This is a genomic window from Streptomyces sp. NPDC058525, assembly GCF_042719495.1.
GTDB lineage: Bacteria > Actinomycetota > Actinomycetes > Streptomycetales > Streptomycetaceae > Streptomyces.
On record NZ_JBHXNP010000100.1, the window covers coordinates 16,060 to 36,568 of the forward strand.

Below are 20,509 nucleotides of genomic sequence, written 5' to 3' on the forward strand. Positions count from 1 at the left end.
CCGTCGTTCCGTGCCGTGGTTACGGCAGCGCCAGCATCCGCTCCAGGGCCAGCTTCGCGAAGCCCTCGGTCTCCTTGTCGACCTGGATCTGGTTGACGAGGTTGCCCTCGGCCAGGGACTCCAGGGTCCACACCAGGTGGGGGAGGTCGATGCGGTTCATCGTCGAGCAGAAGCAGACCGTCTTGTCGAGGAAGACGACCTCCTTGTCCTCCGCGGCGAAACGGTTCGCCAGGCGGCGGACCAGGTTCAGCTCGGTGCCGATCGCCCACTTGGAGCCGGCCGGGGCCGCCTCCAGCGCCTTGATGATGTACTCCGTCGAACCGACGTAGTCCGCGGCCGCCACGACCTCGTGCTTGCACTCGGGGTGCACCAGGACGTTCACGCCGGGGATGCGGGCGCGCACGTCGTTGACGGAGTCGACCGAGAACCGGCCGTGCACCGAGCAGTGCCCGCGCCACAGGATCATCTTGGCGTTCCGCAGCTGCTCCGCGGTCAGGCCGCCGTTCGGCTTGTGCGGGTTGTACAGGACGCAGTCGTCCAGGGACATGCCCATGTCGCGGACGGCCGTGTTGCGGCCCAGGTGCTGGTCCGGGAGGAAGAGGATCTTCTCGCCCTGCTCGAACGCCCACTCCAGGGCCTTCTTCGCGTTGGACGAGGTGCAGATCGTGCCGCCGTGCCTGCCCGTGAAGGCCTTGATGTCGGCGGAGGAGTTCATGTACGAGACGGGGACCGTCACACCGGCCACGCCGGCCTCGGTCAGCACGTCCCAGCACTCCGCGACCTGCTCGGCGGTGGCCATGTCGGCCATCGAGCAGCCGGCGGCCAGGTCCGGGAGGACCACCTTCTGGTCGTCGGAGGTCAGGATGTCCGCGGACTCGGCCATGAAGTGCACGCCGCAGAAGACGATGTACTCGGCCTCCGGCTTGGCGGCCGCGTCCTTGGCCAGCTTGAAGGAGTCGCCGGTGACGTCGGCGAACTCGATGACCTCGTCACGCTGGTAGTGGTGGCCGAGGATGAAGACCTTGTCCCCGAGCTTCTCCTTGGCCGCGCGGGCGCGCGCCACGAGGTCCGGGTCCGACGGCGAGGGCAGGTCGCCGGGGCATTCCACCCCGCGCTCGCTCTTGGGGTCGGCCTCGCGGCCGAGCAGCAGCAGGGCGAGGGGCGTCGGCTGGACGTCCAAAGGCTGGGCGGTGGTCACGACACGCACCCTTTCTGTTCTGCGACGAGGGACTGACGAGGGACTTCTTCTGGCGCCGGTTCGACTTCTCGTCTACTTGACGTTATCTATCATAACCGCTTCACGTCACTTTGACGATGCCGATAGCGTCAATGTGACGCATCACCCCGTCGATCCTCAGGCCCCGCCCGACCCGCGATGTGCGAGCATGAATATCTGAAACAAGCGTCGGGTCCCGGAATGAATCCGCGGTCCCGCTCGTTGCCACCGACGGCAAGAGTCCGACGTTTCCCTGCCTCCGGCGGGGAGCCGCCCACTTCGGGAGTGAATGCAGATGTCCGTACAGGACGACAAGACCACTGTGAGCGACGGCATCCTCCTGTCCGACGCCGCCGCCGAGAAGGTCAGGACCCTGCTGGAGCAGGAAGGCCGCGATGACCTGGCGCTCCGCGTCGCCGTCCAGCCCGGCGGCTGCTCCGGCCTGCGCTACCAGCTCTTCTTCGACGAGCGCTCCCTCGACGGCGACGTCGTGAAGGACTTCGACGGTGTGAAGGTCGTCACCGACCGGATGAGCTCCCCGTACCTGCACGGTGCCTCCATCGACTTCGTCGACACCATCGAGAAGCAGGGCTTCACCATCGACAACCCGAACGCCACGGGCTCCTGCGCCTGCGGCGACTCGTTCAGCTAAGCCTGGACCGGTACACGCACGAGGGCCCGTTTCCGGTCGCACCAGCGACCGGAAACGGGCCCTCGCGCCGTGTCGACGCCCCCGCGGTGTCCGGAATCCGCCGCTACTGCCGGGGCAGTGGCTTGCCCGTGCCCGCGTCGACCACCTTCCGGTCGCCCAGCGGCTTCTCGAGCGTGACCGTGACGGACATCTCCTGCGCGAGCATGATGCAGGCCTGCCCCGGCTGGAGCGGAGTGTCCGTGATCTTCACCAGGACCGAGTCGGCGGACTCCCGGGCCGACGCCGCGTAGCTGCTGCACGGGCTGCCCCAGAAGTTCACCGTCAGCTTCCGGTCCGCCTCCGCGTACGAGAACCCGGGCACGGTCCGGCCGTCCTTCGGCGGCGCCGGCTCGGTGGAACCGCCGCCCTCGGCGCCCGCCGGCTCGGCCACCGTGTGGCCCGCCGCCCCGCCCTTGCCCGCCACCTCGAACAGCCAGGCCGGCACCAGACCCCGCGCCCCGTCCACCGTCCCGGGCACCAGGCCCAGCACGGCGCCCTTGACCGTCTCCGTACGCGGCGGCTTCATCGGCCGCGGCTCCGGATTGCACGGCGGCGTGTCCGCGGCCCCCGACGGGCCCTGCGGCTCCAGCGGGACCGAGGTCGCGCAGGCGCTCGGCCCGGTGCCGCCGCCGTCCGTACCGCCCGACCTCGCGTTCAGCCGGGCCAGCGCCTCCACGGCCCCGACCACCTGCTGCTCGGCCGCCCGCACCGGGGCCGCCAGTTCGCCGCTGCCCGCCACCACCGAGCCGTCGTGGCCGACGCTCACCCTGGTGGACCAGCCCTGCGTGGGCAGCCCGCCGACCACCGGGTCCGCGGCCACCACCCGTACCGAGCCCTGGACCAGCCGGGCGTCCAGCGCGGCCCCGTCCTGGCCGGCCGCGGCCAGCACCGGGCGGGCCGCAGCCTTCGCGGCCTCCTCGGAGACCGGCTTGCCAGAGGAGCCCGCGTTCCCCGAGCTCCCTGCCTGCCCCGAGCTCCCTGCGGCCCCCGCGTCCCGCGGGAGGGTGGCGGGGCCGCAGGTGTCCTTGCCGCGGACACAGTCGTCGCCCGTCCCGGCCCCCGTACCCGCCTGGAAGCGGTTGAAGTTCCACGTGCCCGGGGCCGTACGGGTCACCGTGAGCCGCGGCCCCGAACCGTCGGCGGCCTCCCCGGTCAGCCAGACGTCCCCGTTCAGCCGCGGCGTGCCCGGCACGCCCAGCGCCGCGGAGAGGCGGGCCACCGCGTCCGCGGAGACCTCCCCGGACGCCCGGAAGGAGGGCGCGGAGGCCGGGGCCTCCGGCAGCTTGACGTCGGCCCGGTAGACGACCCCGCCGCCGGACGGGTCGGGCTCCCCGGGCGCGATCCCCGGCCCCGACGGGTCGGCCGCGTCACGCGGCGCCGAGGCCGCGCCGCGCTCCGTACCGGGGCCCGCACCGTCGCCGTGCGCGGTGGACGCCCAGTACGCCGTCCCGCCGCCCGCGAGCAGGACGGCGGCCGCGATCGAGCCGACGGCCCAGGACGGCCGCCGCCGTGTGCCGCGTGATGTGCCGGGTTGTTCGCTGGTCACCGCATCGCTCCTTCACCCTGTCCCGTCCTGCCTGATGCGGGTGGGACGGAACAGGGGCGCAACCGGTTCCCGCCCTACTGGTCCCCGTACGCCGCCGTCGACGCGATCAGCCGCGCCGAGGCCGGGGGCACGCTGATCCCGTGGATCTGCGAGGGTGCCACGCGGACCGGCCGCGGGCCCGCCTCCGCCGCCCAGTGCGGGGCCATCCGGGCGCAGTCGCCGAGCATCCGGGCGAAGCCGGGCTGCCGCGAGGCTTCCGCGGCGCGCCTGTCGGCGGTGTACTCGGTGTACTCGGAGTGGCCGTAGCCGTAGCCGTCGGTATAGGTCATGAAGGCACCGTAGGCACCGCGCCGTACGTGAAGAAAGACCTACTACGGGGTAGTTTCGGCCGTTCGGCACCGGGCCCTGGACCGGGTAGTTTTGACTGTCCCCCTTGCCGTCCTCCGCAGGAGCGTCACGCCGTGCGCATCGCAGTCACCGGCTCCATCGCCACCGACCACCTCATGACCTTCCCCGGCCGTTTCGCCGACCAGCTGGTCGCGGACCAGCTGCACACGGTCTCCCTCTCCTTCCTCGTCGACAACCTCGACGTCCGGCGGGGCGGTGTCGGCCCGAACATCTGCTTCGGCATGGGGCAGCTCGGCAGCCGCCCGATCCTGGTCGGCGCCGCCGGCTACGACTTCGACGAGTACCGCGCCTGGCTCGACCGGCACGGCGTCGACACCGAGTCCGTGCGCATCTCCGAGGTGCTGCACACCGCGCGCTTCGTGTGCACCACGGACGCCGACCACAACCAGATCGGCTCCTTCTACACGGGCGCGATGAGCGAGGCCCGCCTGATCGAGCTGAAGGCCGTCGCCGACCGGGTGGGCGGGCTCGACCTGGTCCTGATCGGCGCGGACGACCCCGAGGCGATGCTGCGCCACACGGAGGAGTGCCGGACGCGGGGCATCCCCTTCGCCGCCGACTTCTCGCAGCAGATCGCCCGGATGGACGGCGACAACATCCGCACCTTGATGGAGGGCGCGACGTACCTCTTCTCGAACGAGTACGAGAAGGGCCTCATCGAGTCCAAGTCGGGCTGGTCGGACGCGGAGATCCTCGCGAAGGTCGGCACGCGGGTGACCACGCTGGGCTCGAACGGCGTCCGGATCGAGCGGGCCGGCGAGGAGCCGATCGTGATCGGCTGCCCGGAGGAGAACGCGAAGGTCGACCCGACGGGTGTCGGCGACGCGTTCCGAGCCGGGTTCCTGACGGGGCTGGGCTGGGGCGTCGGCCTGGAGCGCGCCGCGCAGGTCGGCTGCATGCTGGCCACGCTGGTCATCGAGACCCTGGGCACCCAGGAGTACACCCTGGCCCGGGCGCACTTCATGGAGCGCTTCACCAAGGCGTACGGCGACGAGGCCGCCACCGAAGTAAAGGCCCACCTGTCGTAACCCCCGCCCCGCCCGACGGGGCTGGATTGCCCGTAGGGCAATTCCAGCCCCGCCGGCGTTTGAGGCGCGGGGTCTGGGGCGGAGCCCCAGGGCTTGGGCGGAGCCTGGTCAGAGGAGGCGGCGGACTGTGTAGGCCGTGCCTCGTTCGCGGGCGGCTTCGCCGAGGTACGCATGCCCCCGCATCCCGCACCACGCCGGGATGTCCAGCCGCGCCACCTCGTCGTCGGAGACGACCGTGACCGTGCCCCCCACCGGCACCCGCCCGATCGCCGCCGCCAGCTCGATCACCGGTTGCGGACACCGCAGCCCGAGCGCGTCCAGCTCCAGCGAGTCCGGCCCCGAGCCCGGCTCCGGGGCCGCCGGGGCCGGCTCGGCCACGCCCAGCCGCTCCCGTACCCCGGACACCGCCCCCGGCAGCACCTCCAGGAACCCGTTGACCTCCTCCGCCGTGGTCCCCGGCGGCAGGGACACCCGTACGTTGCCCTCCGACAGCACCCCCATCGCCCGCAGCACGTGACTGGGGGTCAGCGTCGAGCTCGTGCACGAGGAGCCCGAGGAGACCGAGTAGCCGGCCCGGTCCAGCTCGTGCAGCAGGATCTCGCCGTCGACGTACAGGCAGGAGAACGTGACCAGGTGGGGCAGCCGCCGGTCCGGATGGCCGACCACCTCCACGTCCGGGACCAGCCGGACCACCCGCCGCCGGATCCGGTCCACCAGGATCCGCAGCCGCGCCGCCTCCGCGTCGGCCTCGGCCCGCACGGCCCGCAAGGACGCCGCCGCCGCCACGATCGCCGGAAGGTTCGCGAAGCCGGGGGAGCGGCCCGACTCCCGTTCGTCCGCCGGGTGTTGGGGCGAGAACCGGACCCCCTTGCGCACCGCCAGCAGCCCCACCCCCGGCGGGCCGCCCCACTTGTGCGCACTGCCGGCCAGCACGGACCACGCGCCCTCCACCGGCCCCCACGCCAGCGACTGCGCCGCGTCCACCAGCAGCGGGACCCCCGCCTCGGCGCAGACCCCGGCCACCTCCGCCACCGGCTGGACCGTGCCCACCTCGTGGTTGGCGGACTGGAGGGCGGCCAGCGCGGTCGACGGGCCCACCGCGTCCGCGTACCCGGCGGCCGTCACCGCGCCGTACCGGTCCACCGGGACCTCGGTGACCGTGCCCCCGGCGGCCTCGTGCACCTCCGCCGCGTGGAGTACAGAACTGTGTTCGACCGCAGACACGACCAGACCGCTTCCGACGCGCCGGCGGCCCGCGAGGACCCCCGCGACCCCCGTGTGAACCGCGTGCGTCCCCGAAGGAGTGAACACCAGCTCGTCGGCCCGGCACCCCACCGCCTCCGCGGCCGCCTCCCGGGCCGCGTCCAGCAGCAGCCGCGCCCGCCTGCCCTCCCGGTACAAGCGGGCGGGGTCGGCCCAGCCCTCGTCCAGGGAGGCCTGCAGCGCCTGCCGGGCCACGGGGTGCAGCGGGGCGGCGGACGCGGTGTCGAAGTACGGCATACGGGCACGCTAGCCGCCGACCGCGAGCGCCCGAGGTCAGGGGCCGTCAGATGTCTTCCGGAGGCCGCCATTCAGGGCCACTCGCAGCATCCCCCGGACGGCGGATCCATCCCTTCGGGGGCAGTAGCGGCGCGTTGGGCACCCTCCCCGCGCGACCCCAAATAGCGTCCAGTAGGGTTTGGTCCGCATAAACATCCAAACCCCTGCCTGCGTCAGGGCCGGCGACCGACCCGAACACGGCCGCGGCCGGCCGCGCGGGCCGAGACTCTCGGGAAGGCGCTACGTGAGTCCCTACGGCTCCGACCGCTCGCCGCGGCGCCCGATGCGGCGGAAGCTGCTGCAGGCGCTGACTGCGGGCGTGGTCCTGGCGACCGCCACTGGTTGCTCGTTTACATGGAAAGACTTCCCCCGCCTCGGAATGCCGACGCCGGTAACCGAGGAGGCGCCGCGCATCCTCTCCCTGTGGCAGGGATCCTGGGCGGCCGCGCTCATCACAGGCATCCTGGTGTGGGGCCTGATCATGTGGAGCGTCATCTTCCACCGGCGCAGCCGGACGAAGGTGGAGGTCCCCCCGCAGACCCGGTACAACATGCCCATCGAGGCGCTGTACACCGTGGTCCCGCTCATCATCGTCTCGGTGCTCTTCTACTTCACCGCGCGTGACGAGTCGAAGCTGCTCTCCCTCTCCGCCAAGCCGGCGCACACGATCAACGTGATCGGCTTCCAGTGGAGCTGGGGCTTCAACTACATCGAGAACGTCGACGGCGACGCGGCGACCCCGAAGGCGGGCGAGGTTCCGAAGGAACTCGCCTCCATCCCGGACCGCTTCACCAAGGACTTCCCCGCGGGCGCCGAAGGCGTCTACCAGAAGGGCGTCCCCGGCGACCGCAACGCGGACACCAACAACCCCGGGCCGACGCTGTACCTGCCCAAGGGTGAGAAGGTCCGCTTCATCCTGTCGTCGAACGACGTCATCCACTCCTTCTGGGTGGTCCCCTTCCTGTTCAAGCAGGACGTCATCCCGGGCCACACCAACGTCTTCGAGGTCACCCCGACCCAAGAAGGCACCTTCATGGGCAAGTGCGCCGAGCTCTGCGGCGTCGACCACTCCCGGATGCTCTTCAACGTCAAGGTGGTCTCGCCCGAGGAGTACCGGGCGCACCTGAAGGAGCTGGCGGAGAAGGGTCAGACCGGCTTCCTGCCGGCCGGCATCAAGCAGACCGACCCGGCCCGGAATGCGGAGACGAACAAACTGTGAGCATCCTCAACGAATCCCAGGGTGCCGCCGCAGCTGACTCGTACGAGAACGAGCTGCCGGTACGGCGCAAGCAGCCGGGCAATGTGGTCGTCAAGTGGCTCACCACCACCGACCACAAGACCATCGGCACGATGTACCTGGTCACGTCGTTCGTGTTCTTCATCATCGGCGGCGTCATGGCGCTGTTCATGCGCGCCGAGCTGGCCCGTCCGGGCACGCAGATCATGTCGAACGAGCAGTTCAACCAGGCGTTCACGATGCACGGCACGATCATGCTGCTGATGTTCGCGACGCCGCTGTTCGCCGGATTCGCGAACTGGATCATGCCGCTGCAGATCGGCGCGCCCGACGTGGCGTTCCCGCGGCTGAACATGTTCGCGTACTGGCTGTACCTCTTCGGCTCGACCATCGCGGTGGCCGGCTTCGCCACGCCGAACGGCGCGGCCGACTTCGGCTGGTTCGCCTACTCCCCGCTGTCGGACGCGGTCCGCTCGCCGGGCATCGGCGCCGACATGTGGATCATGGGTCTGGCCTTCTCCGGCTTCGGCACGATCCTCGGCTCGGTCAACTTCATCACCACGATCATCTGCATGCGCGCCCCCGGCATGACGATGTTCCGCATGCCGATCTTCACCTGGAACGTGCTGCTGACCGGTGTCCTGGTCCTGCTCGCCTTCCCGGTGCTGGCCGCCGCGCTCTTCGCGCTGGAGGCCGACCGCAAGTTCGGTGCGCACGTGTTCGACTCCGCCAACGGCGGCGCCTTGCTGTGGCAACACCTCTTCTGGTTCTTCGGACACCCAGAGGTGTACATCATCGCCCTGCCGTTCTTCGGAATCATTTCCGAGGTCATCCCGGTCTTCTCGCGCAAGCCGATGTTCGGTTACATCGGCCTGATCGGCGCGACTATCGCGATCGCCGGCCTTTCGGTGACCGTGTGGGCCCACCACATGTACGTCACCGGCGGTGTGCTGCTGCCGTTCTTCTCCTTCATGACCTTCCTGATCGCGGTACCGACCGGTGTGAAGTTCTTCAACTGGATCGGCACCATGTGGAAGGGCTCACTGTCCTTCGAGACACCGATGCTCTGGGCCGTCGGCTTCCTGATCACCTTCACCTTCGGTGGTCTGACCGGCGTCATCCTGGCCTCGCCCCCGATGGACTTCCACGTCTCCGACTCGTACTTCGTCGTCGCGCACTTCCACTACGTCATCTTCGGCACCGTGGTCTTCGCGATGTTCTCCGGCTTCCACTTCTGGTGGCCGAAGTTCACGGGCAAGATGCTGGACGAGCGCCTCGGCAAGATCACCTTCTGGACGCTGTTCATCGGCTTCCACGGCACCTTCCTGGTGCAGCACTGGCTGGGCGCCGAGGGCATGCCGCGCCGTTACGCGGACTACCTGGCCGCCGACGGGTTCACCGCGCTGAACACCATCTCGACGATCAGCTCGTTCCTGCTCGGCCTGTCGATGCTGCCCTTCATGTACAACGTCTGGAAGACGGCGAAGTACGGGAAGAAGATCGAGGTCGACGACCCGTGGGGCTACGGCCGTTCGCTCGAGTGGGCGACGTCCTGCCCGCCGCCGCGGCACAACTTCCTCACCCTGCCGCGGATCCGTTCCGAGTCCCCGGCGTTCGACCTGCACCACCCTGAGATCGCGGCCCTCGACCACCTCGAGGACCACGGCGCTGCGCAGGCCGTCACCAGCGGCAAGGAGGCCGGCAAGTGAAGATCCAGGGCAAGATGTTCCTCTGGCTCTCCTTCTTCATCCTGATCATGGCCGTCGTGTACGGCGTGTGGTCGAAGGAGCCCGTAGGCACCACCGCGCTGTTCCTTACCTTCGGCCTGACCGTCATGATCGGCTACTACCTGGCCTTCACGGCCAAGCGAGTCGACGAGATGGCCCAGGACAACCTGGAGGCCGACGTCGCCGACGAGGCGGGCGAGCTGGGGTTCTTCGCCCCGCACAGCTGGCAGCCGCTCTCGCTGGCGATCGGTGGCGCGTTCGCGTTCATGGGCGTCATCTTCGGCTGGTGGCTCATGTACTTCTCGGCCCCGGTCATCCTGATCGGCCTGTGGGGCTGGGTGTACGAGTACTACCGCGGTGAGAACCAGAACCAGTAGCCAGACCCGTAACACGCAGTGAACCTGGGGCCCGGACACCTCTTCGGAGGAGTCCGGGCCCCTCGTTTGCAGTCACCCCGCGCGCCGTAATTGTCATACCTTCATAGCGTTGGGTCCATGAAGCACTCACCGCGTCTTTGGACGGTACTCAGCTGCTCCCTGCTGGTCGCGTCCCTCGGGGCCGGCGCCACCGCATGCGGGTCCGGCGACAACCCGCTGTCAGCCCGCCCGTACGACGCGGGTGGCCAAGTCGCCTTCAACCAGGCCGCCGGCAGCCGCCCGGTGGACCCCGACAAGCCCCTCGAAGTCACGACGAAGGGGGGTGAGGCACGGATCACCGACGTCACCGTCGTGGACACCCACGGGCGCCGCCTGGCGGGCGAACTGTCCGCCAAGGGCGATCGCTGGCACAACACGGTGTCCATGGCCGCGGGCGTCCGCTACACGGTCACCGTCAGCACCGAGAACGCCAAGGGCGCCCCGGGGCAGCGCACGATCACGTTCGACACCACCCCGGCCAAAGGCGTCCTGAAGGTCGAATTCGGCCCGGAGGAAGGCAAATACGGCGTCGGACAGCCCCTCACGGCCGACCTCAGCGAACCCGTCAAGGACAAGGCCGCCCGCGGCGTCATCGAAAGGGGTCTCGTCGTCAGCGCCCCCGCCGGCGTCGAAGGCGCCTGGCACTGGGTCGACGACAAGAGGCTGCACTACCGCCCCAAGGAGTACTGGCCCGCCAACACCGAGATCTCCGTACGGAGCAACCTGGAGGGCGTCAGGGTCCAGGACCACCTCTACGGGGCCGCGGCCAAGCCGCTCAAGCTGGAGATCGGCGACCGCGTCGAGGTCATCACCGACGCCGCGTCGCACTGGATGACCTTCAAGCGCAACGGAGAAGTGATCAATTCCATCCCGATCACCACCGGCAAGCCCGGATTCTCCACCCGCAACGGCATCAAGGTCGTCCTCGGCAAGCAGTACTTCGTCCGGATGCGCGGCGACTCCGTCGGCATCGGCGGCAGCGAGTACTACAACCTGCCCGTCTACTACGCCACCCGCGTCACCTGGAGTGGTGAATACGTCCACGCCGCCCCGTGGTCCATCGGCTCGCACGGCTACGCGAACGTCAGCCACGGCTGCACCGGCATGAGCACCGGCAACGCCGCCTGGTTCTACGAGAACATCACCGAGGGCGACCTCGTCGAGGTGATCAACAGCATCGGCGACGACATGGACATCTTCGGCAACGGCTTCGGCGACTGGAACATGGACTGGAAGGACTGGCGCGAGGGCAGCGCCCTCCTCAAGGGCACCCAGGAGGGCCGCAGCACCACCGACCAGGCCCGCCTGCGCCCCACCGTCTGACCCCGGCCCGCACGCGGGCCCACGGGAACCCCGTGGGCCCCGCGGGCCCGCAGACGCCCCGTCAGGCCGCCGAGGAGGACAGACGGGAGCGCAGCAGGGCCGCCAGTGCGTCCGCGAACTCCACCGGGTCCACCGGAAGGGTCACGGCGGCGTCCGCACGGCTCCACGTGGCCAGCCAGGCGTCCTGGGGGCGCCCCATCAGCAACAGCACCGGCGGACACCGGAAGATCTCGTCCTTGATCTGCCGGCACACGCCCATGCCCCCGGCCGGAACGGCCTCGCCGTCCAGCACGCACACGTCCACACCGCCCGCGTCCAGCTCCGTCAGGACCGCCGGCAGCGTCGCGCACTCCAGGAACTCCACCGGCGGCAGGTCCGCGGCCGGCCTGCGCCCTGCCGCCAGCCGCACCTGCTCCCGGGTGCCCGCGTCGTCGCTGTAGACCAGAACCCGCGCAGTCGCCCGCATTTCGTTCCTCCACATGTCACGTGAATCACGTTGATGTTGCGCGGGATGCTACTCCTCCCGATGCGCTGTCAACATCGGTTCGGACACCTCGCGCGAGACGCTCATTGGCTCATCTGATGGGCCGTTCGGGCCTTGCACACGCCCCGGACACTCCGAACGGCACCCCCCGGGGTGAGGGCGGGATAAGCGACCGACATAATGTCGGTCGTGGCGACAGCAACGACAGTAGATACCGGGCACGCGCACCCGACGGTCAACCGGCCGAACCTCGTCAGCGTCGGAACCATCATCTGGTTGAGTTCCGAGCTGATGTTCTTCGCGGCCCTCTTCGCGATGTACTTCACCCTGCGATCCGTGACAGGCGCCGAGTACTGGACAGAACAGGCCTCGAGCCTGAACCTGCCCTTCTCGGCGACGAACACGACGATCCTGGTGCTCTCCTCGCTCACCTGCCAGCTCGGCGTATTCGCCGCCGAGCGCGGTGACGTGAAGAAGCTCCGGACGTGGTTCATCATCACGTTCGTCATGGGTGCGATCTTCATTGGCGGCCAGGTGTTCGAGTACACCGAGCTGGTCAAGCACGAGGGCATGAGCCTCTCGTCCGGTCCGTACGGCTCGGTCTTCTACCTGACCACCGGGTTCCACGGTCTGCACGTGACGGGCGGTCTCATCGCCTTCCTGCTGGTCCTCGGCCGGACGTACGCGGCCAAGAGGTTCACCCACGAACAGGCCACGTCGGCCATCGTCGTGTCCTACTACTGGCACTTCGTCGATGTCGTCTGGATCGGCCTCTTCGCCACGATCTACCTGATCAAGTAGCGAACACGTCACCGGGCCCGACCCGGCACTCCATCCAGAAACACCGACGCAGAAGATCCTGACACCGGGGTAATCCGTGAAAAAGCTCTCCGCACGACGACGCCATCCGCTGGCGGCGGTCGTCGTTCTACTCCTCGCGCTGGCGGCCACTGGGGGGCTGTACGCCGCCTTCGCCCCCGCGGGCAAGGCGCAGGCCGATGAAACCGCCCAGTCCCTCGCCATCGAGGAGGGCAAGAAGCTCTACGCCGTGGGCTGCGCAAGCTGCCACGGAACCGGCGGTCAGGGTTCCACTGACGGCCCCAGCCTGGTCGGCGTCGGCTCCGCGGCCGTCGACTTCCAGGTGAGCACGGGCCGCATGCCCGCCCAGCAGCCCGGCGCCCAGGTGCCGAAGAAGCCCAACATCTACTCGCAGGCGCAGATCGACCAGCTGGCGGCGTACATCGCCTCCCTCGGTGCCGGTCCGATCACGCCGACCGAGAAGCAGTACGACCCGGCGGGCGCCGACATCGCCAAGGGTGGTGAGCTGTTCCGCAACAACTGCGCGCAGTGCCACAACTTCACCGGCGAGGGCGGCGCACTGACGAACGGCAAGTACGCCCCCAACCTTGAGGACGTCTCGCCGAAGCACATCTACGAGGCCATGCTGACCGGCCCGCAGAACATGCCCTCCTTCCCGGACAGCACCATGCCGGAGAAGCAGAAGAAGGACATCATCGCGTACCTCGAGAACGTCAACGGCGAGAAGTCCACCAGCCCCGGTGGCCTCAAGCTCGGCGGCCTCGGTCCCGTTTCCGAGGGTCTGTTCGGCTGGATCTTCGGTCTGGGTGCGCTGATCGCTGTTGCCGTCTGGGTCGCGGCCCACACCGCTAAGGCCAAGAAGTCATGAGTCAAGACATTCCCGAAGAGAAGCACCTGCCGAGTGAGCAGGGCGACGCGCACCACGGTGCCGTAGCGGTCGCGGACGACCCGTTCGCCGACCCGGGCATGCCGGTTCACAAGCCGCGCATCCAGGACATCGACGAGCGGGCGGCGAAGCGCTCCGAGCGCACCGTCGCGATGCTGTTCACGCTGTCGATGCTGGCCACGGTGGCCTTCATCGCCTCGTACGTGATCTTCCCGGTCGACAAGATCGTGTACATCTTCCCCATCGGGAAGGTGAGCGCGCTCAACTTCGCACTGGGCATGACGCTGGGCACGGCGCTCTTCTGCATCGGCGCGGGCGCGGTCCACTGGGCCCGCACCCTGATGTCCGACGTCGAGGTCGCCGCCGAGCGCCACGAGATCGCCGCTCCGCCGGAGGTCAAGGCTCAGGTCCTGCAGGACTTCCGCGACGGCGCGCAGGAGTCGGGCATCGCCCGCCGCCCGCTGATCCGCAACACCCTGCTGGGCGCGCTGGCCATGCTGCCGCTCTCCGCCGTCATGATCATGCGCGACCTGGGCCCGCTGCCCGAGGACAAGCTGCGCAAGACCCTGTGGGCCAAGGGCAAGCTGCTCATCAACCAGAACACGATGGAGCCGCTGCGCCCCGAGGACATCCTCGTCGGCTCGCTGACCTTCGCCAAGCCCGAGGGCCTGGAGGAGGACGCGCACGACTACATGTCCCAGATCGCCAAGGCCGCCCTGATGATCGTCCGTATCCAGCCGGACGACATCAAGGACAAGCAGGAGCTGGAGTGGTCCCACGACGGGATCGTGGCCTACTCCAAGATCTGCACCCACGTCGGCTGCCCGATCAGCCTGTACGAGCAGCAGACGCACCACGTGCTCTGCCCGTGCCACCAGTCCACCTTCGACCTCTCCGACGGCGCCCGTGTCATCTTCGGCCCGGCCGGTCACGCGCTTCCGCAGCTGCGGATCGGTGTCAATGACGAAGGCTTCCTCGAAGCGCTCGGCGACTTCGAAGAGCCCGTCGGCCCTGCATTCTGGGAGCGCGGATGAGCACTGCGACCACTGACACGAAGGCGCGCAAAGCGCCGGCCGGCGAGCGCGTAGCGGACTGGGCGGACGGCCGCCTGGGCATCTACGGCCTCGCCAAGGCCAACATGCGCAAGATCTTCCCGGACCACTGGTCCTTCATGCTGGGTGAGATCTGCCTCTACAGCTTCATCATCATCATCCTCACGGGTGTGTACCTGACGCTGTTCTTCCACCCGAGCATGAACGAGGTCGTCTACCACGGCTCGTACGTGCCGATGCAGGGCGTCCGGATGTCCGAGGCGTACGCCTCGACCCTGGACATCAGCTTCGACGTCCGCGGCGGTCTGCTCATCCGGCAGATCCACCACTGGGCGGCACTGATCTTCGTCGCGGCGATGATGGTGCACATGATGCGCGTCTTCTTCACCGGCGCGTTCCGCAAGCCCCGCGAGATCAACTGGATCTTCGGCTTCCTGCTGCTGGTCCTCGGCATGTTCACCGGCTTCACCGGTTACTCGCTGCCGGACGACCTCCTCTCGGGCACCGGTGTCCGCTTCATGCAGGGCGCCATCCTGTCCGTCCCGGTCGTCGGCACCTACCTGTCGATGTTCCTGTTCGGCGGAGAGTTCCCCGGCCACGACTTCGTGGCCCGGTTCTACTCGATCCACATCCTGCTGCTGCCCGGCATCATGATGGGCCTGCTCGTGGCCCACCTGATCCTGGTCTTCTACCACAAGCACACCCAGTTCGCGGGCCCCGGCAAGACGAACAACAACGTCGTCGGCATGCCGCTGCTCCCGGTGTACATGGCGAAGGCCGGCGGCTTCTTCTTCCTGGTCTTCGGCGTCATCGCGGCCATCTCGGCCATCGCCTCGATCAACCCGATCTGGGCGCTCGGCCCGTACGTCCCGGACCACGTGTCCACGGGCGCACAGCCGGACTGGTACATGGGCTTCTCCGAGGGCCTCATCCGCGCGATGCCAGGCTGGGAGATCAACCTCTGGGGCCACACGCTCGTCCTGGGCGTGTTCATCCCCCTGGTGATCTTCCCGCTGGTGCTGGCCACGATCGCGGTGTACCCGTTCGTCGAGTCCTGGGTCACCGGCGACAAGCGCGAGCACCACATCCTGGACCGCCCGCGCAACGTCCCGACCCGTACCGCCTTCGGTGTGGCATGGCTGACCTGGTACGTCATCCTGCTGATCGCCGGTGGAAACGACATGTTCGCGCAGTACTTCCACCTGTCGATCAACTCGATCACCTGGTTCGCCCGGATCGGCTTCTTCGTCGGACCGGTCATCGCCTTCGTCATCACCAAGCGGATCTGCCTCGGCCTCCAGCGCCGGGACCGGGACAAGGTGCTGCACGGTCGCGAGACCGGCATCATCAAGCGCCTGCCGCACGGTGAGTTCGTCGAGGTCCACGAGCCGCTCTCGCAGGACAAGCTGCACACGCTCACCTCGTACACGCAGTACGAGCCGATCGAGATCGGCCCGACGGTCGACGAGAACGGCGTCGAGCGCAAGGTGAAGCTCAGCGAGAAGCTGCGCGCGAAGCTCAGCAAGGGCTACTACGCCGAGAACAACCAGATTCCGAAGCCCACGGTGGAGGAGTACAAGGAGATCCAGAGCGGCCACGGCCACCACTGATCCCACATGAGGGACTGATTCAGGTCAGTCCCGGTGTCGCCACGGCGAGAGCCCCGTCCAGACGCTGGACGGGGCTCTTTGCCGTCCCCGGGGCTGGATAGGCTGAACCCCTTCCCATTCGACGTGGGCCCCCACATCGGCGGGCGACGACAGCAGGAGCGGACCATGAACGTGGCGACCCCGGCAGGCGGCGACAGCGTGGCGGCCCGCGGCTGGCCGGGCGTCCTCGACGCCCTGCTCAGCGGCCGGGACCTGAGCGCCGAGGACACCGCCTGGGCCATGGACCGGATCATGCGCGGCGAGGCCACCGACGCCCAGATCGCCGGCTTCGTGGTCGCGCTGCGGGCCAAGGGGGAGACGGTCGCCGAGATCAACGGCCTGGTCCGCGCCATGTACGAGCACGCCAACCTCATCGAGGTGCCGGGCCGGACGGTCGACATCGTCGGCACCGGCGGCGACGGGGCCAAGACGGTCAACATCTCCACCATGTCCGCGATCGTCGTGGCCGGCACGGGCGCCAAGGTGGTCAAGCACGGCAACCGGGCCGCGTCGTCCGCGAGCGGCTCCTCGGACGTGCTGGAGAAGCTCGGCGTCAACCTCGACCTCACCCCCGCCCGGGTGGCGGAGGTCGTGGAGGAGGCCGGCATCACCTTCTGCTTCGCCGTGAAGTTCCACCCGGCGCTGCGGCACGTCGCCGCGGCCCGCAAGGAACTGGGCATCCGCACCACCTTCAACTTCCTCGGCCCGCTGACCAACCCGGCCAAGGTCCGCGCCCAGGCCACGGGCGTGGCGGACCCCCGGGTGGCCCCGATCGTGGCCGGCGTGCTCGCCGAGCGCGGCTCCTCCGCGCTCGTCTTCCGCGGCGACGACGGGCTGGACGAACTCACCACCACCGCCACCTCGCGGGTGTGGTGGGTCCGCGACGGCAAGGTCGCCGAGCAGCGCTTCGACCCCCGGGACGTCGGCATCCCGCTGGTCGACGTATCGGCGCTGCGCGGCGCGGACGCCTCGTACAACGCCGACATCGCCCGCCGCCTGCTGGCCGGCGAGACCGGCCCCGTCCGCGAGGCGGTCCTGCTGAACTCGGCGGCCGCCCTCGTGGCGCTGGACCCGGGCACGGGCACCCTGGAGGAGCAGATCGCGGCCGGCATCGCCCGGGCCGCGGAGTCCATCGACTCGGGCGCGGCCCGCGCGGCGCTGGAGCGGTGGGTGGCGGCCAGCAACGCCTGAGCCCTCCCGCAACCCTGCCGCAGCCCTTTTCGGCCATGGCCCCGGTCCGCATCGTGGACCGGGGTCTTGCGCGTACGGGATCTTGTGGCAGGATGCTGACCAGGTCACGAGTGACAGCGTTTAGGCCCCGGCTTGCTGTCCGGCAACCCTCCTTCCGTGGCGGGGTGCCCCGGGTGATGACCAGGCCGTAGGCAGCGAGGCTTACGGCAAGCGCGGATCCCTCGACACCAGGGGTCCTGGTCTCTCGAGGAGCGTTTTCCGTGAGCAAGCGAATGCGATAGGGCGAATCCGCCCCTACTTCAACCCTCGGAACAGGGTCGCTTCCGCGTACCCCCGTTCAGCTCCGAGGACTTCCCGTACCCCCGCGCACGGCACCGCGCCGTAGCCGCCGCGTACGGGCACACCGAAGCCATTCACCCCTGCCCGCCGGGAGATACCGCCATGTCCGCATCCCTGAACGCCGCCGTCGCCACCACCACCGCAGCCACCTCCGCCCCCGCCTGTGCCGCCGCCGAGGCCCCCGCCTGTGCCGAGCCGCTGGCGGTCCTCGGCCGGGACGTCACCGTCCCGCTCGTCACCGGCGGCGAGGTCACCTACGCGGCCCTCGACTACGCCGCCAGCACCCCGGCGCTCCAGCGGGTCTGGGACGACGTGGCCGCGTACGCCCCGTACTACGGCAGCGTCCACCGCGGCGCCGGATACCTCTCGCAGCTCTCCACCGACCTCTTCGAGCAGAGCCGGGCCACGGTCGCCGAGTTCCTCGACTGCCGCCCCGCCGACCAGGTCGTCTTCACCCGGTCCACCACCGACTCCCTGAACCTCCTCGCGGCCGTCCTCCCGGCCGGCTGCCAGGTCTTCGTCTTCGAGACCGAGCACCACGCCTCGCTGCTGCCGTGGACGGACGCGCAGGTCACCTACCTCAACGCGCCCCGCACCCCGGACGAGGCCGTCGCCACCCTGGAGCGGGCGCTCGCCGACCGCGACCCATTGGGGTCTCCCCTGCTCGAGCGGAGCCGAGAGCTTGGGGAAGGCCCGGCCCTGGTCTGCGTCACGGGCGCGTCCAACGTCACCGGTGAGCTGTGGCCGGTCAAGGAGCTCGCCGCCGCCGCGCACGCCCACGGCGCGCGGATCGTCCTGGACGCCGCCCAGCTCGCCCCCCACCACCCCGTCTCGGTCCGGGACCTCGACGTGGACTGGGTCGCCTTCTCCGGACACAAGCTGTACGCCCCCTTCGGCTCGGGCGTGCTCGCCGGACGCGCGGACTGGCTCCAGGAAGCCGAGCCGTACCTCGCGGGCGGCGGCGCCTCGCGCAAGGTCGCCCGGCGGGCCGACGGCGGCGTCGACGTCGAGTGGCACACCACGGCCGCCCGCCACGAGGCCGGCTCCCCGAACGTCATCGGCGTCTACTCCATCGCCTCCGCCTGCAAGACCCTGACCGAGGCCGGGTTCGACAGCCTCGTCGCCCGCGAGCGCCACCTCATCGCCAAGGTCCGCGAGGGCCTGGCGGAGGTCCCGGCGGTCCGCGTGCTGTCCCTCTTCGGGGACGACGCCCCGCGCGTCGGCGTCATCTCCTTCGTGGTCGACGGCTGGAACAGCTCCCACTTCGCGGCCGCGCTGTCCGCCGAGTACGGGATCGGCGTCCGCGACGGCCTGTTCTGCGCCCACCCGCTGGTGCGCACGCTGCTGGGCAGCGAGCCGCAGGCCCAGGGCGAATGCGGGGCCCCGGAGGCGGCGCCGGGGGAGCTCCCCCAGACTTCGTCCGGGGGTACCCCCACGCTGAACGCGATCCGCGTCAGCTTCGGCGCCGGCACGCCCGACGAGCACGTGGAGCGGTTCGTCCGCGCGGTGCGGGAGCTGGTCGCGGACGGGGCCAAGTGGCAGTACCGCACCGAGGAAGGCCGCTGCGTCCCGGCCGTCTGACAGGATCGGCACCATGAGCTACTGGGACCCGCTGCCGTCCGTCCGCGCCGCGGAGAACGGACCGCTGCCCGCGCCGGACGGCGGCACGTGGCTGCCGGACCCGGCCTACCGCGGCCGCTGGTGGAACCCCCGGCCCGACCGCTGGGCGGAGCGGGACTGGCGCAACGTGCCGGGGCCGATCTACGGGGCGGGGACCGACACCTGCTGGATGGGCCGGCTGATCGCCCCCGCGCACGTGCTCTACGACGACGACTGGGGCGCCGAGTTCGTCTACCGGCAGCCCCGTGACGCGGCGCAGGCGCTGGCGCTGGTGGGCGCGGTCGCGCAGGACCCGATGGTCGGGTACGCCTGCGACGGTGACGACCACTGGACCCCGGAGCTCGTCCGCGACTGGTGGGGGGAGCGGGGCCGGGTGCGGGAGTGGGCCGCGGCGCTGGACCGTACGTGGTCGGTCTCGGACCGGGAGGAGGAGCGGGAGGCGGCGGGCGGGGCGCGGGAGTACGTCGCGTACCTCGACGGAGCCCTCGCGGAGCACCTCCGCGACTACCTCTTCTGGCTGTCCGAAGGCCGCCCGGCAAACCCGGACGAACCGCGGCCGCTGCTCCTGCGCAGGCCCTAGCGCGGCACGGGCGCCTCCGGAGCCGAGGCCTGATCCCCTGTCCCGCCCCGGTGGGGTGTGGGGCGGGGCCCCTCCGGAGTGTCTCCTCGGCTCGCGCACTTCGGGCCGGCTCCGATGGCGCGGCCCGGGTTGCGCGCTCGTCCTGCGGGGACCCTCCTGCGCGTCCCCACCCCACGGCCGACTCCGGATGAGCGGGCCGGGTCCCCTTTCCGGCTCGGCGGGCTGGCTTCGCCCGTGGGGCTTGGTCCCGTTTCTGGCCTGGCGGGGGCACGGGCCGCTGCCGGAGCCGGGGCCTGGTCCCCTTTTTCTGCCTCGGCGGGGTGTGGGGCGGGGCCGCTCCGGAGTGTCTCCTCGGCTCGCGCACTTCGGGCCGGCTCCGATGGCGCGGCCCGGGTTGCGCGCTCGTCCTGCGGGGACCCTCCTGCGCGTCCCCACCCCACGGCCGACTTCGGATGGGCGGGCCGGGTCCCCTTCATGGCGGGGGTGGGTGCGGCTGGCTTCGGATGGGCAGGCCGGGCCCCTTTCCTGCGGGGGTGGGGTGCTGCCGATTCCGGATGGGCAGGCCGGGTCCCCTTCCTTGCGGGGGTGGGTGCGGCTGGCTTCGGATAGGCAGGCCGGGTCCCCATTCCTGGCGGGGGTGGGGTGCTGCCGACTCCGGATGGGGAGGCAGGGTTCCCGTCCTGGCGGGGGGTGCGGCCCGCTTCGGATCGAGGGGTCGGGCCCGTTGGTTCTGGTGGGGGAGTGGGGGCGTGTAGGGG

At 70.0% G+C, this 20,509-nt stretch carries 18 protein-coding genes and 1 riboswitch; of the genes, 13 read left to right on the forward strand and 5 right to left on the reverse strand.

Features of this window, described 5'->3' with window-relative positions; all coding sequences use genetic code 11:
- Positions 1 to 19 precede the first annotated feature (19 nt).
- Complete coding sequence (gene nadA / locus ACFWP3_RS33690) at positions 20 to 1,207, reverse strand: quinolinate synthase NadA (protein WP_384228731.1); 1,188 nt, start codon at positions 1,205 to 1,207, stop codon at positions 20 to 22.
- A 304-nt stretch (positions 1,208 to 1,511) separates the two neighbouring features.
- Between nadA and erpA the strand changes: the two genes are divergently transcribed.
- The gene (gene erpA, locus ACFWP3_RS33695; protein WP_030010511.1) at positions 1,512 to 1,868 is read left to right on the forward strand and encodes an iron-sulfur cluster insertion protein ErpA; all 357 of its coding nucleotides are present in this window, start codon (positions 1,512 to 1,514) and stop codon (positions 1,866 to 1,868) included.
- Positions 1,869 to 1,971: 103 nt separating this feature from the next.
- Here the strand turns inward: erpA and ACFWP3_RS33700 are convergent, their stop codons facing one another.
- On the reverse strand, positions 1,972 to 3,453 hold the full coding sequence (locus ACFWP3_RS33700; RefSeq protein ID WP_384228733.1) for a hypothetical protein: 1,482 nt from the start codon (positions 3,451 to 3,453) through the stop codon (positions 1,972 to 1,974).
- 74 nt (positions 3,454 to 3,527) lie between these two features.
- The gene (locus tag ACFWP3_RS33705; protein ID WP_384228736.1) at positions 3,528 to 3,782 is read right to left on the reverse strand and encodes a hypothetical protein; all 255 of its coding nucleotides are present in this window, start codon (positions 3,780 to 3,782) and stop codon (positions 3,528 to 3,530) included.
- A gap of 132 nt (positions 3,783 to 3,914) precedes the next feature.
- Here ACFWP3_RS33705 and ACFWP3_RS33710 point away from each other — a divergent pair, with 132 nt between their 5' ends.
- The gene (locus ACFWP3_RS33710; protein ID WP_384228738.1) at positions 3,915 to 4,889 is read left to right on the forward strand and encodes a carbohydrate kinase family protein; all 975 of its coding nucleotides are present in this window, start codon (positions 3,915 to 3,917) and stop codon (positions 4,887 to 4,889) included.
- 108 nt (positions 4,890 to 4,997) lie between these two features.
- Here the strand turns inward: ACFWP3_RS33710 and ACFWP3_RS33715 are convergent, their stop codons facing one another.
- Positions 4,998 to 6,389 carry a cysteine desulfurase/sulfurtransferase TusA family protein gene (locus tag ACFWP3_RS33715; RefSeq protein ID WP_384228740.1) on the reverse strand — a complete coding sequence of 464 codons (1,392 nt, stop codon included), beginning with the start codon at positions 6,387 to 6,389 and terminating at the stop codon, positions 4,998 to 5,000.
- A gap of 283 nt (positions 6,390 to 6,672) precedes the next feature.
- On the opposite strand from ACFWP3_RS33715, the gene coxB reads away from it, so the two are divergent.
- The 4 genes from coxB to ACFWP3_RS33735 all read left to right on the forward strand — a co-directional run bounded on the left by coxB (position 6,673) and on the right by ACFWP3_RS33735 (position 11,131).
- Entirely contained in the window at positions 6,673 to 7,647 is a 975-nt protein-coding gene (coxB, locus tag ACFWP3_RS33720) for a cytochrome c oxidase subunit II (protein WP_384228742.1), read from the forward strand.
- The gene (ctaD, locus tag ACFWP3_RS33725; RefSeq protein WP_384228745.1) at positions 7,644 to 9,374 is read left to right on the forward strand and encodes a cytochrome c oxidase subunit I; all 1,731 of its coding nucleotides are present in this window, start codon (positions 7,644 to 7,646) and stop codon (positions 9,372 to 9,374) included. The genes coxB and ctaD overlap by 4 nt, the downstream gene beginning before the upstream one ends.
- The gene (locus ACFWP3_RS33730; RefSeq protein WP_384228747.1) at positions 9,371 to 9,769 is read left to right on the forward strand and encodes a cytochrome c oxidase subunit 4; all 399 of its coding nucleotides are present in this window, start codon (positions 9,371 to 9,373) and stop codon (positions 9,767 to 9,769) included. The genes ctaD and ACFWP3_RS33730 overlap by 4 nt, the downstream gene beginning before the upstream one ends.
- A 117-nt stretch (positions 9,770 to 9,886) precedes the next feature.
- On the forward strand, positions 9,887 to 11,131 hold the full coding sequence (locus tag ACFWP3_RS33735) for an Ig-like domain-containing protein (RefSeq protein WP_384228749.1): 1,245 nt from the start codon (positions 9,887 to 9,889) through the stop codon (positions 11,129 to 11,131).
- A 61-nt stretch (positions 11,132 to 11,192) separates the two neighbouring features.
- Here ACFWP3_RS33735 and ACFWP3_RS33740 read toward each other — a convergent pair whose 3' ends face one another.
- Complete coding sequence (locus tag ACFWP3_RS33740) at positions 11,193 to 11,597, reverse strand: hypothetical protein (protein WP_362310230.1); 405 nt, start codon at positions 11,595 to 11,597, stop codon at positions 11,193 to 11,195.
- Between the two features lie 198 nt (positions 11,598 to 11,795).
- Here ACFWP3_RS33740 and ACFWP3_RS33745 point away from each other — a divergent pair, with 198 nt between their 5' ends.
- From ACFWP3_RS33745 to ACFWP3_RS33775, 7 genes are all read left to right on the forward strand, one after another.
- Positions 11,796 to 12,416, forward strand: a complete 621-nt coding sequence (locus tag ACFWP3_RS33745; RefSeq protein ID WP_069919977.1) for a heme-copper oxidase subunit III — start codon at positions 11,796 to 11,798, stop codon at positions 12,414 to 12,416.
- Between the two features lie 76 nt (positions 12,417 to 12,492).
- Complete coding sequence (locus ACFWP3_RS33750) at positions 12,493 to 13,302, forward strand: c-type cytochrome (protein WP_384228753.1); 810 nt, start codon at positions 12,493 to 12,495, stop codon at positions 13,300 to 13,302.
- Positions 13,299 to 14,354, forward strand: a complete 1,056-nt coding sequence (locus ACFWP3_RS33755; protein ID WP_384228755.1) for a Rieske 2Fe-2S domain-containing protein — start codon at positions 13,299 to 13,301, stop codon at positions 14,352 to 14,354. The genes ACFWP3_RS33750 and ACFWP3_RS33755 overlap by 4 nt, the downstream gene beginning before the upstream one ends.
- Positions 14,351 to 15,982, forward strand: coding sequence for a cytochrome bc complex cytochrome b subunit (locus tag ACFWP3_RS33760; protein ID WP_384228758.1), 1,632 nt, complete (start codon positions 14,351 to 14,353; stop codon positions 15,980 to 15,982). The genes ACFWP3_RS33755 and ACFWP3_RS33760 overlap by 4 nt, the downstream gene beginning before the upstream one ends.
- A 165-nt stretch (positions 15,983 to 16,147) precedes the next feature.
- The gene (gene trpD / locus ACFWP3_RS33765; RefSeq protein WP_384228760.1) at positions 16,148 to 17,212 is read left to right on the forward strand and encodes an anthranilate phosphoribosyltransferase; all 1,065 of its coding nucleotides are present in this window, start codon (positions 16,148 to 16,150) and stop codon (positions 17,210 to 17,212) included.
- 102 nt (positions 17,213 to 17,314) lie between these two features.
- A riboswitch (SAM riboswitch) is annotated at positions 17,315 to 17,431 on the forward strand.
- A gap of 222 nt (positions 17,432 to 17,653) precedes the next feature.
- Entirely contained in the window at positions 17,654 to 19,132 is a 1,479-nt protein-coding gene (locus ACFWP3_RS33770) for an aminotransferase class V-fold PLP-dependent enzyme (protein ID WP_384228763.1), read from the forward strand.
- Positions 19,133 to 19,145: 13 nt separating this feature from the next.
- The gene (locus ACFWP3_RS33775) at positions 19,146 to 19,751 is read left to right on the forward strand and encodes a ferredoxin (protein WP_384228766.1); all 606 of its coding nucleotides are present in this window, start codon (positions 19,146 to 19,148) and stop codon (positions 19,749 to 19,751) included.
- Positions 19,752 to 20,509: the final 758 nt, after the last annotated feature.